Below are 12,213 nucleotides of genomic sequence, written 5' to 3' on the forward strand. Positions count from 1 at the left end.
AAACGATGAGTGAATTGATTCGCGTACCCGACATCGGCAGTGGTGAGGGTGAAGTAATTGAGTTGTTCGTTAAGGTCGGCGACACCATTGAAGCCGAACAAAGCCTGCTGACCCTTGAGTCTGACAAAGCCAGCATGGAGATCCCGGCGCCTAAAGCCGGGGTCGTCAAAAGCATCAAGGTCAAGCTGGGCGACACCTTGAAAGAAGGTGACGAGCTGTTAGAACTCGAAGTTGAAGGCGAAAGCGCAGCCGCCGAGCCTGAGAAAAAGACTGAGCCAGCTGCAGCCAAAACAGAGGCACCGAAGGCTGAAGCTGCTGCAGCTCCTGCCGAGAAAGGCGCTTCAAGCATCGAAGAAGTACGCGTCCCGGACACGGGCTCGGATACTAAAGGCAAGATCATTGAGATCTTCGTCAAGGTCGGCGACACCGTTGAAGTTGATCAATCCTTGATCACCCTCGAATCGGATAAAGCCAGCTTTGAAGTGCCTTCGTCAGCGGCAGGTGTGGTTGAAAGCCTTGAGGTCAAACTCGACGATGAAGCTGGCACCGGCGACCTGATCCTCAAGCTAAAAGTTGAGGGAGCTGCTCCTGCGGCTAAACAGGAATCTGCTTCCGCCCCAGCCAAAGAAGCACCTGCCGCGGCCGCAGCACCTGCTCCGGCCAAGGGTTCTTCGATTGAAGAAGTGCGCATTCCGGACACCGGCTCTGACGCCAAGGGCAAAGTTATTGAGCTGTTCGTCAAGGCAGGCGACACCATCGAAGTTGATCAGTCCCTGCTCACGCTTGAGTCAGACAAAGCCAGCTTTGAAGTGCCTTCGCCATCTGCTGGCGTGGTTGAAAGCGTTGAAATCAAACTGGATGACGAAGCCGGTACCGGCGACCTGATTCTCAAGCTCAAAGTTGCTGGCAACGCACCTGCAGAAGCGGCGCCTTCCGCGGCCCCTGCCCCGGCGAAAGCAGAAGCTGCCAAAGCACCTGAAAAAGCTGCAGCTCCGGCCGCCGCGACCAGCCCAGCCCCTGCCACCAGCGGCAAGGTTCACGCAGGCCCGGCTGTTCGTCAGCTAGCACGCGAGTTTGGTGTTGATCTGGCTGATGTGCCTGGCAGCGGTCCGAAAGGCCGAATCCTCAAGGAAGACGTGCAGGTTTACGTCAAATCCATAATGAACAAAGCCAAGCAAGCACCGGCAGCAGCTGGCGCGACGGGCGGCGCAGGTATTCCTCCGGTTCCGGCAATCGATTTCAGCAAGTTTGGTGAAATCGAAGAAGTGGCGATGACTCGCCTGATGCAGATTGGCGCCGCCAACTTGCACCGCAGCTGGTTGAACGTGCCGCACGTGACCCAGTTCGACTCGGCCGACATCACCGAACTTGAAGCCTTCCGCGTTGCGCAAAAAGCTGTAGCCGAGAAAGCTGGAGTTAAATTGACCGTGCTGCCACTGCTGCTTAAAGCGTGCGCATTCATGCTCAAGGAAATGCCCGATTTCTGCAGCTCGCTCGCACCAAGCGGCAAAGCCTTCATCCGCAAGAAATACGTGCACATTGGCTTCGCCGTGGACACCCCGGACGGCTTGCTCGTTCCGGTTATCCGCGACGTCGACAAGAAGAGCTTGCTGCAATTAGCGGCGGAAGCGGCTGAACTGGCGGATAAAGCGCGCAACAAAAAGCTTTCTCCGGACGCCATGCAAGGCGCCTGCTTCACCATCTCCAGCCTTGGCCACATTGGCGGCACCGGCTTCACGCCGATCGTCAACGCGCCTGAAGTTGCGATCCTTGGTGTCAGCAAGGCGACCATCCAGCCGGTTTGGGATGGCAAGGCCTTCCAGCCAAAACTGATGCTACCGCTGTCGCTGTCCTACGATCACCGTGTGATCAACGGCGCTGCAGCTGCTCGCTTCACCAAGCGTTTAGGCGATGTACTGGGCGATATCCGCACCATGCTCCTGTAACGACTTAGCAATACGTTTCGAGCACGCCACGCTCGCATCCTCAACCCCGCCATTGGCGGGGTTTTTTTATCTTGCGGTCTAACCTTTCTGCACGTTACGGATCAAGTAACTCATGGCCTTGGCCAACTCAGCAGCACCCTTGTTATCTCGCACAATGGTGATCATTTTGTTGCTCGTTACAGGATTATTCAGGCTGCAGCTTATCCCGCTCGTCGGACAGTCATAGCGAATAAAAGGGTCAACACCGAAGACGTCGATACGTTGGTTGCGTACGGCGATATCGCTACTGTTCTCGCCACGAGTCTCTTCACGCAACAACAACTCGCCCTGCGCGCCTAGAGCCACGCTGTATATAAGGTCATTACGGTCTGCTTGACCGACCTGATACCCCGCGCGCAAGGCATAGGTCAGGAGCAGTTTATTGACATGCGCAAGCAGCGCTTTGCGCTCATCTTGAGTGTTGTATAGACGTTTAAGCTCATGCAGGTAATTTGCTTGCTCGGCACTGCTCAAGCCTGCGGCAGGTTCGGCCGATACAGTGGTTACAGGAACCAAGCCGCTGCCAATCAAAAAGGCAAAAATTAGTTTTCTTGTCAGTCGCATTTGCATAATGCACCCTTACTTGACGCTATAGTGAATTGGGCGGATTACCTCGCCCAACGCAGCATACTGGAAGCAAAGCACTTAATGAGAAGCCATCCCACCGTCGCCAGCCAACTGGCGGCCGAGGTTGTGACGCAGTTGCCAGTACCATCACGGTTGGGCATGCTGCGTTTCGAGCGGATGAATGAGGCCAGTTGGGCCTTACTGTTTCTTGACCCTTCTTGCGAGCGTCAACTAGGTATTGCTGCGAGCGATTTATGCGCACTGGTTGAGTCCCCCTACGCCAGTCTGATGGAGCCAGAAGCGCGCCATTCACTGCATGATCAAATCCAGCAGCAACTGAGCCTGCAATCACATTACCTAGTGCATTACACCCTGCACACGCCTTTAGGCGCGCTCAACCTGATGGAAATGGGTGAGCCGTTCAAGCAGCGTGGACATCATCTATTACGCGGCTATTTGTTGGTCACCGACACGCCTCAATCGGAGCTGGCGCCGGGTGCGCAACACAACCCGCAAGAACAACTGCTGCCGCTGATTGAAGATCCGCTACAGCAGAAAAAACGTACTCTTGCCCAGCAAAAGTTAATCCTGCGGTTGGCCAGCCATGTCTATCAAGGTGACGCATTACAGGATGCAGCCAAACTGATTACTCAAACGGCATGCGAAACCTATTTGGCTGGGCGGGCGAGCATCTGGCTGACCAATGGCGAATTGCTTGAATCGGTGACGGTGTACCAGGCTGACAATCAACAACACCATAAAGAAGAGCAAAGCCTCAAGCTCAACTCAAACTACATGAACATCATGCGCGCTGGGCGCTCGCTGCATATCGAAGATGCCTTGAACGATCCACGCGCGATTGAATTGCAGCACTATTTAAAGTCACTGAATATTGGCGCCATGCTCGATGCCGGGATTCGCGTGGACGGTGAGGTCATCGGCATCCTGTGTATTGAGCATGTTGGCGGGCCACGTCAGTGGAAGACCGACGAAATAGCTTTTTGCGGCGAACTGGCTGATCAATATGCGCAAGTGCTGTCAAACCAAGAACGGCGCACCGCAACACAAGCGTTGTACCTGTTTAAACGCGCGGTGGAGCAAAGTGCCAGTGCATTCATATTGCTCAACCGTGATGGCTTGGTTGAGTACGTAAACCCCAGCTTCACCGCGATAACCTTGTACAGCTCTGAAGAGGTGCAAGGGCGACGCATTTCTGAACTGCCCGCGCTGGAGAACCTCAGCGATCTGCTATTTAACAGTCAGTCGGGCCTATCGGGTCACAATAGCTGGCAAGGCGAATTCAAAAGCAGACGCAAGAACCTTGAGCCGTACTGGAGCCAGTTGTCGATTTCCAAGGTACATGCCGATGACGGGACGCTGACCCATTACATCGGCATCTACGAAGACATCACCGAAAGCAAAAGCGCATTACAACGCATTGAGCGCCTCGCCTTTCGCGATAACCTGACCGGTCTTGGCAATCGCTATTCGTTTATCCGGGCGCTGGAAAAACGCTTTGCGGTGCCTGACAACACCGGCATCAGCCTGCTACTGGTAGACATCGATAACTTCAAGCGGATCAATGACAGCCTCGGCCACCAAACCGGTGACAAGCTGCTTTCCAGCTTGGCTAAACGCCTGCGCAATACCTTGGCGCCGACAGCAATTATGGCGCGCTTTGCCAGCAATGAATTTGCCATCATGCTCGATCATCACGATCTTGATGCTGGCCAAGTGATTGCTGCGCAAGTCCTGAAAACCTTGGACAAACCGCTGTTCGTCGATAATCAACTGATCAGTATTACGGGCTCGATTGGCCTGGCCTGCGCACCTGCTCATGGCACCGATCCACAAATACTCACTAAGCACGCCGGTCTTGCGCTGCATAAGGCCAAAGCCAACGGTAAGCATCAGGTCTGTGTATTCACCGAGGCGCTGAATGCCGAGGCCGACCACAAACTATTTGTCGAAAATAACTTACGCCGCGCCCTGACCCAGAATGAGCTTGAGGTGTTCTATCAACCCAAGCTGTGCCTGAAAACCGGCGCATTGGTCGGCATTGAGGCGCTATTGCGCTGGCATCATCCGCAAAAAGGCATGATCAGCCCCGACCAATTCATTGGTGTTGCCGAAGAGACTGGACTGATCATCCCGATTGGAAAATGGGTGTTTCGCCAAGCCTGTCGCATGAGTGTGCAACTTGCCGCCGTGGGCATGGGCGCCATACAAGTGGCGATCAATGTCTCGCCCAAACAGTTCACTGACCCGGACCTGGTCGGCGCGATTCGCGCAATCATCGAAGAAGAACAGCTACCGCCCGAACGGGTAGAGCTTGAACTAACCGAAAGCCTGCTGCTGGAGGCGACCGACGACACCCGCAGCCAACTTATAAGCTTAAAAAAACTCGGCCTGAGTTTGGCTATGGACGACTTCGGCACGGGTTACTCGTCGCTTAGTTATTTGAAGAAATTCCCGATTGATGTGATCAAAATTGATCGCAGTTTCATCAAAGACATCCCCCAGAATCAAGATGATATGGAGATCACCTCGGCGGTGATCGCCATGGCGCATAATCTTAAGATTAAAGTTGTTGCAGAAGGCATTGAAACCAGCGCTCAGTTGAAGTTCTTAAGGCGCCAGCGATGCGATATCGGCCAGGGTTTTCTGTTCGACAAAGCGATAGCCGGGCGCAACCTGATTGACAGCTTGAAGCGGTATATTCGCAACTAGAGCTTAGGTCTTAGCTGCTTTGCCTAAGTTCAGGCTGGCCGATTTTGTAACGTCGTCGCACAATGACGGTCTATCAAGCACATGAAAACGATGTTGAGGAAATGGCTCATGGCTCTGCGTTCGCAAATTCTTGTAAACAAACTAGAACTCCCAACAGCCGAGCAGGCATTGCCGGGCCGGGACGTAGCAATGACTGTACCCGACGCTCACTTCGTCAATGGCAACGCTCTCCAGGGGCCGTTCCCGCATGGACTGGAAACCGCAGTGTTTGGCCTTGGCTGCTTTTGGGGTGCTGAGCGGCGCTTCTGGCAACAGCCCGGCGTGTGGAGCACGGCGGTGGGCTACGCTGGCGGGATCACCCCCAACCCAACCTACGAAGAAACCTGTTCAGGCTTGACCGGGCATGCTGAAGTCGTACTGGTGGTGTTTGACCCTAAAATCACCAGCTTTGAGGCGCTGTTAAAAGTCTTCTGGGAGGCTCACAACCCAACGCAAGGCATGCGTCAGGGTAACGATCAGGGCAGCCAATATCGTTCAGCGATCTATTGCAACAGCGAAGATCAGTTGGCTAAAGCGCTGCAAAGCCAGGCAATGTTCCAGGCAGAGTTGGATAAAGCAGGCTTAGGCAGCATCACCACTGAAATCGCGGAAGCTGGCGAGTTCTATTACGCCGAGGCCTATCACCAGCAATACCTGGCAAAAAACCCAAGCGGTTACTGTGGCTTGGGCGGCACCGGTGTTTGCCTGCCCGCATAATTAAACGCATACAAACAGGCGACCTCGCTTCTGCCAGGTCGCCTTTTTTATGGGTGCGCTTAACTCGAGGTTTTTTCTTCGATCAACCAGTCCATACGCCAGCCACCCTGAGTCAACCCAAGACGCTCGGCCAACCAAGGCAGCAACTGCTTGAGTTCGTCTTCCAGGCCCCACGGCGGATTGCTGATGACCAGCCCGGAACCATTCAAGCGCAGCGACTCATCGGCAGGATGAACATACAACTCGACACGCAGCAGTTTAGGCGCCGAACTCTTTTCAAGATCGCGGTAAAACTTGCGTAGCTGCCGCAGATCCTTGATTGGATACCAGATCGCAACTATTGCTTGGCGCATACGACCAATCGCATCGTTTAATGACTCGACGCAGCGGTCCAGCTCATCATCTTGCTCAAACGGTGGATCAATTAGCATCAACACGCGTTTTTCCTGAGTCGGCAACAACGCACGCGGCACATGCCAGCCTTCACCAAGATGCACAGCCACGCGCCGATCACCCTTCATGTTTTCTTTGAGTAAACGTCCATCTTCCGGGTGTTTCTCATTGAGCTGCAAACGATCCTGTTCACGAGTAAGCATTCGCGCCAGCTCTGGCGAGCCTGGGTAATGACGCAGCTCACCACCCGGATTCATTGTACGGATCACCTGCAGATAGTCGGCAAATTGCTCAGGCACGTCATCGGCCAGCCAAAGCTTGGCAATCCCTTCAAGCCACTCACCTGTGCGCGTAGCCTGGTCGCCGCGCAAGTCATACAAGCCCACACCCGCATGGCTGTCGAGGTAGGCAAATGGCGCTTCCTTACGTGACAACAGGGCAATCATCCGGCATAAGATCAGGTGTTTTAAGACATCGGCGTGATTGCCGGCGTGATAGGCGTGGCGGTAGTTCATGGTATTGGGCTCCTCGAAGCCCTACAGTTTAACCGCTTCGCTCGACTTCGCAGCTTGAATTCACGCAGCATTTAACCGGCAGGCGCTATGATTGCCGTTGATGGCAATCTTCTGCTGGCAGTACCCGCTAGTTTTTTGTTCTCACTTTATTAAGTCCTCGAATGAATACTCTCCCCCAGCGTCACGTGATCCTTGCCTTGCTCGCCGGAGCAAGCGCGTTGGTTGTGGTTCATGGGCTAGGCCGCTTCGCCTATACGCCGCTACTGCCTTATTTGATCAGTGATGGTTTCCTAACGCTCGAACAAGGCGCAAGAGTCGCGACCTGGAACTACATCGGCTATCTGATCGGTGCATTGCTCGCATTGGCCCTGCATGCCCCAGCACGCATGCGCATCGCTCTGCCCTTGGCGCTCTTGTTCAATGCTCTGCTGACATTGGCGCAAGTCTATGCAACCTCGGTTGAAAGCCTGACATGGCTGCGCCTGGCTAATGGCATCACCAATGGCGTGGTGTTTGTTCAAGCTCCGGCGTTGGTCCTTGAGTGGCTGGCCCAACACCAGCGCACGCGCCTGAGCGGCTTGATTTACCTAGGGCTGGGCGGTGGCTTGTTGCTTTCAAGCGCAACCGCTACTTGGCCAGCAAATTGGTTAGACGGCGCAGACCGTTGGTGGCCAATGGCGATATTGGGCCTGCCGCTGGCTTTGCTCAGTATTGGATTGCTCAGCCGACTTAAACTGCATGCGCCTGCGGCTCAGGTACAGCGCTCACACTCTCGCTTGTTTGACCGCGCCAGCACGCCGCTATTTCTTGCCTACACCGGCGCCGGGCTGGGTTACATCTTGCCGATGACATTTTTACCCTCACTGGCAAAAGCGCAACTCGACCCGAGCGACCCGCTCGTCAGTGGCGCCTGGTTATGGACGGCCACTGCCAGCCTGATCTCAATTGCACTGTGGAACAGCCTCGGCGCGCGAATTGGCGATCGTCGGGCATTGCTGTGCAATTACGCCGCGCAAGGGCTTGGCGCTGCGGCACCCATGTTGTGGCCCGGTTCGGTGGGCATTTTGCTCTGCGCAATCTTGGTCGGCGGCAGTTTTATCGGCACAGTGTTTTTGACCCAACGCCTTGCCCGGCAACTCCACCCGCATCAAGGTCCACGCCTGTCTGCTGCACTTATCGCCTTGTATGGCGCCAGCCAGTTACTCGGCCCGTGGCTTGCAGAACAAGCCCTGCAAATGGGCGCCACGCTAACCCAATGCTTTGCGATTGGCGCGGGAGCGCTGTTCTGGGGGCTTTGCTGGACATTTGTGATTCCACGCAACACGGTCCAGCCCCGTTAAGCAGGTGTATACAGCTGGCGGCATGCGGTCTGATGTAGAGCTTTATCACGCCGATGGATAATACTGGGCAGTGCCGCGGCGCCTGCCTAGACTCGGCGCGACTAACAGGAGGCCAATCATGTCCGAGACTTTGCTTAACGCCCGTAATCTTGCGTTCGAACTTTACGAAGTGCTCGACGCCCAGGCATTGACCCAGCGCGAACGCTTTGCTGAGCACAGCCGCGAGACGTTCGATGCGGCAATCGATACCGCGCGGAGCATCGCTGAAAACCTGTTCGCACCGCACAACCGCAAGAATGATGAAAACGAGCCCGAATACGTTGATGGTGCTGCCAAACTGATTCCGGAAATCAAACCAGCAGTCGACGCCTTCCTTGAAGCTGGATTTCTCAACGCCACACGCGAATTCGACGTTGGCGGCATGCAGTTGCCTAATTTGTTATCACAAGCCTGCTTCGCCCACTTTCAGTCGGCAAACATAGCCACATCTTCCTACGCAATGCTGACAATGGGTGCTGCCAACCTGATTGAAGCATTCGGCGATGAAACGCAAAAAAAACGGTTTCTAGAGCCGATGATTGACGGGCGCTTCTTCGGCACCATGGCCCTTACCGAGCCGCATGCGGGCTCCTCGCTTTCGGACATTCGTACCCGTGCCGAACCCGCGGCGGATGGCACTTACCGGCTCAAGGGCAACAAGATCTTTATTTCTGGCGGCGACCATCCATTGTCAGAAAATATCGTGCACATGGTTCTGGCCAAACTGCCCGATGCGCCACCCGGCGTTAAGGGTATTTCGCTGTTTATCGTGCCCAAGTTTCTGGTTAACGACGACGGCTCGCTGGGCAAGCGTAATGATGTATTGCTGGCTGGCTTGTTTCACAAGATGGGCTGGCGCGGCACCACCTCAACAGCGCTTAACTTCGGCGATAACGGTGAATGTGTCGGCTATCTGGTAGGCAAGCCACATCACGGGCTGGCGTATATGTTCCAGATGATGAACGAAGCGCGGATTGGTGTCGGCATGGGCGCCGTAATGCTCGGTTACGCAGGTTATCTGTATTCATTGGACTATGCCCGGCAACGCCCGCAAGGTCGGTTGCCCGATGGTAAAGACCCAAGCGCATCACAGGTGGCAATTATTGAGCATGCGGATGTGCGCCGGATGCTGCTGACACAAAAAGCCTATGTCGAAGGTGCGTTTGATCTGGGTTTGTACGCCGCACGCCTGTTCGATGACACCCAGACGCTGGAAACCGAAGAGCAACGCCGCACCGCGCTGGAGTTGCTCGACTTGCTGACGCCGATTGTTAAATCATGGCCCTCGGAGTATTGCCTCAAGGCCAATGAACTGGCTATCCAGATTCTTGGCGGCCACGGCTACACCCGTGAATACCCGGTTGAACAGTATTACCGCGACAATCGCCTGAATCCGATTCACGAAGGCACACATGGTATTCAGTCTCTCGACCTGCTGGGCCGTAAAGTGTCGATGAATAATGGCGCTGCGCTCAAACAGTTGGTCAAGCTGATCCAGCAATGCTGCGAGCGAGCCAGCGCTTTCGAATCACTGAACAATCTGCGCGCGCCCCTTGAGCAACTGCTGGCGAGACTTTCCAGCGTTACCCTGACATTGCTCGGTGACTTGATGAGCGGCAAAGTTAATCAGAGCCTGGCCAACTCAGCTTTATACCTGAAAGTGTTTGGCCATGCGGTGATTGGCTGGCGCTGGCTTGAGCAGGCAATCCATGCGGAACAAGGGTTGGCAAAGGGTAATTCGGCTGATCAGGATTTCTATCAAGGCAAACTGCAAGCGGCGCGCTATTTTCTGACATGGGAAGTGCCGAGCTGTCATCACGAACTGACAATCCTCGAAAGCCGCGACGACACCTGCCTGAATATGCAGGACAACTGGTTCTAGGCATAAAAATGCCACCTTGTGCATGCAACGTGCACAAGGTGAACGCCAACACACACCGCCTCCCAGCGCCCAGCCTTCCTTACAATATTGCGGCTTGCAACCCAGTCATACCGCGCCTCAAGCTTTTGCACATATAACGCTATGTGTTTTTTTAACCACGCGACAACCTCACAGGTTATTATATGTGGCACGTGCCATGCATAGGCGCATTGCCAGTCGATAAAGGAGTATGCCGCTTTGGATGCCAGTACCATCAACAGTCTCTTCTTGATCGGTGCATTGCTGGTAGCCATGAGCATTCTGGTCAGCGCATTTGGCTCGCGTTTCGGCATCCCGATTTTGGTCATATTCCTCGGCGTGGGCATGCTTGCAGGCGTCGACGGCCCTGGCGGCATAAGCTTTTCTAATTACCCGCTGGCCTATTTGGTCGGCAACCTTGCGCTTGCCATCATTTTGCTTGATGGCGGCATGCGTACCCGCGTCTCAAGTTTCCGTGTAGCCCTTTGGCCATCCCTTTCGATGGCCACGGTTGGGGTCATGATTACCGCCGGGTTAACCGGCGTTGCAGCCGCTTGGCTGTTTAACCTGAGCTGGATGGAAGGCCTGCTGATTGGCGCGATTGTCGGCTCAACCGATGCTGCGGCCGTATTTAGCTTACTCGGAGGGCGCGGTCTTAACGAGCGGGTGAGTTCAACGCTGGAAATCGAGTCCGGCAGTAACGACCCGATGGCCGTGTTCCTGACCGTGACGCTAATTGCCATGCTGCAAGCAGGGCAAACCGGTTTCAGCTGGAGTTTACTGGGCAGCCTTGGATTACAGTTTGGCTTGGGCGCATTTCTCGGTTTAGTCGGCGGCTGGTTGCTGCTAAACCTGATAAATCGCATTACCTTGGCCAATGGCTTGTATCCCTTACTGGTAGTCAGTGGCGGCCTGATAATTTTTGCAATCACCAATGCCTTGGGCGGCAGTGGCATACTCGCGGTTTACCTGTGTGGCCTATTGCTTGGTAATAAAGCCATTCGCTCGCGCCACGGCATTCTGCATATGCTTGACGGCCTGACATGGCTCGCGCAGATCGGCATGTTCTTGGTCCTCGGCTTGCTGGTAACACCGCACGAATTACTGAAAGTCGCTCTGCCTGCACTTGGCTTGGCATTGTGGATGATTTTAATCGCGCGGCCACTCGCGGTGTACCTCGGGTTATTACCCTTCCATGCCTTCCATGACCGTGAGCGTGTATTTATTGCCTGGGTTGGCCTGCGCGGCGCAGTGCCGATTATTCTCGCAGTATTCCCGCTGATGGCAGGCCTGGAGAATGCTCAGCTATTCTTCAACGTGGCGTTCTTTATTGTCATCGTCTCGTTACTACTCCAAGGCACCAGCTTGCCACTCGCGGCCAAGTTTTTACGGGTAACGGTTCCACCCGAGCCGGCGCCATTTTCACGCTCAGGCCTAGAAATTCACCCGACCAGCCAGTGGGAGCTATTCGTTTACCGTCTAGGTGTCGAAAAATGGTGTATTGGCTCACCGCTGCGTGACCTGAAAATGCCAGAAGGTACGCGGATTGCAGCACTGTTCCGTGGCAATGAATTGCTCCACCCGTCGGGCAGCACCAAGCTCGACGCTGGCGATTTGCTCTGCGTAATAGGCCATGCGCACGACTTGGAAGCACTCGGCAAACTGTTCAGCCAGGCGCCAAAACGCGGCCAGGACCTACGCTTCTTCGGCGACTTTGTACTTGAAGGCGATGCGGAGGTGGGCGCCGTTGCCGCGCTCTACGGCCTAAAACTGAACGAAAGCGAAGGCAATATGCTTCTCGGTCGTTTCATTGCCCATAAAATCGGCGGTGAACCAGTTATTGGTGATCAGGTCGAATGGCAAGGTTTGACCTGGACGGTCGCCGCGATGGAAGGCAACAAGATCCGCAAGGTGGGTGTTAAATTTCCAGAGGGCAGTCGCCCCGGGCCCGGCCTATTCCTCTAAACTCTGTTAACTTCGAGCCGCCC

The 12,213-nt window shown here is 54.9% G+C and carries 8 protein-coding genes; 6 read left to right on the top strand and 2 right to left on the bottom strand.

Going from position 1 to position 12,213, the window contains the following annotated elements; all coding sequences use genetic code 11:
• Positions 1 to 5: 5 nt before the first annotated feature.
• On the top strand, positions 6 to 1,946 hold the full coding sequence (aceF, locus tag ACN0UH_RS09275; RefSeq protein ID WP_417661795.1) for a dihydrolipoyllysine-residue acetyltransferase: 1,941 nt from the start codon (positions 6 to 8) through the stop codon (positions 1,944 to 1,946).
• Positions 1,947 to 2,024: 78 nt separating this feature from the next.
• Here aceF and ACN0UH_RS09280 read toward each other — a convergent pair whose 3' ends face one another.
• Positions 2,025 to 2,555, bottom strand: a complete 531-nt coding sequence (locus ACN0UH_RS09280; protein ID WP_417661796.1) for a hypothetical protein — start codon at positions 2,553 to 2,555, stop codon at positions 2,025 to 2,027.
• Positions 2,556 to 2,633: 78 nt separating this feature from the next.
• Here ACN0UH_RS09280 and ACN0UH_RS09285 point away from each other — a divergent pair, with 78 nt between their 5' ends.
• Complete coding sequence (locus ACN0UH_RS09285) at positions 2,634 to 5,282, top strand: putative bifunctional diguanylate cyclase/phosphodiesterase (protein WP_417661797.1); 2,649 nt, start codon at positions 2,634 to 2,636, stop codon at positions 5,280 to 5,282.
• A gap of 108 nt (positions 5,283 to 5,390) precedes the next feature.
• Entirely contained in the window at positions 5,391 to 6,038 is a 648-nt protein-coding gene (gene msrA, locus ACN0UH_RS09290) for a peptide-methionine (S)-S-oxide reductase MsrA (RefSeq protein WP_417661798.1), read from the top strand.
• Positions 6,039 to 6,097: 59 nt separating this feature from the next.
• On the opposite strand, the gene ACN0UH_RS09295 is transcribed toward msrA, so the two are convergent.
• Positions 6,098 to 6,946, bottom strand: coding sequence for a 23S rRNA (adenine(2030)-N(6))-methyltransferase RlmJ (locus tag ACN0UH_RS09295; protein ID WP_417661799.1), 849 nt, complete (start codon positions 6,944 to 6,946; stop codon positions 6,098 to 6,100).
• A gap of 161 nt (positions 6,947 to 7,107) precedes the next feature.
• Here ACN0UH_RS09295 and ACN0UH_RS09300 point away from each other — a divergent pair, with 161 nt between their 5' ends.
• The 3 genes from ACN0UH_RS09300 to ACN0UH_RS09310 all read left to right on the top strand — a co-directional run bounded on the left by ACN0UH_RS09300 (position 7,108) and on the right by ACN0UH_RS09310 (position 12,190).
• Positions 7,108 to 8,286, top strand: coding sequence for a YbfB/YjiJ family MFS transporter (locus ACN0UH_RS09300; RefSeq protein ID WP_417661800.1), 1,179 nt, complete (start codon positions 7,108 to 7,110; stop codon positions 8,284 to 8,286).
• A gap of 118 nt (positions 8,287 to 8,404) precedes the next feature.
• On the top strand, positions 8,405 to 10,207 hold the full coding sequence (locus ACN0UH_RS09305; RefSeq protein ID WP_417661801.1) for an acyl-CoA dehydrogenase: 1,803 nt from the start codon (positions 8,405 to 8,407) through the stop codon (positions 10,205 to 10,207).
• A gap of 237 nt (positions 10,208 to 10,444) precedes the next feature.
• On the top strand, positions 10,445 to 12,190 hold the full coding sequence (locus ACN0UH_RS09310; protein WP_417661802.1) for a potassium/proton antiporter: 1,746 nt from the start codon (positions 10,445 to 10,447) through the stop codon (positions 12,188 to 12,190).
• Positions 12,191 to 12,213 lie beyond the last annotated feature (23 nt).

This window comes from Pseudomonas sp. (assembly GCF_048265905.1).
Taxonomy (GTDB): domain Bacteria; phylum Pseudomonadota; class Gammaproteobacteria; order Pseudomonadales; family Pseudomonadaceae; genus Aquipseudomonas.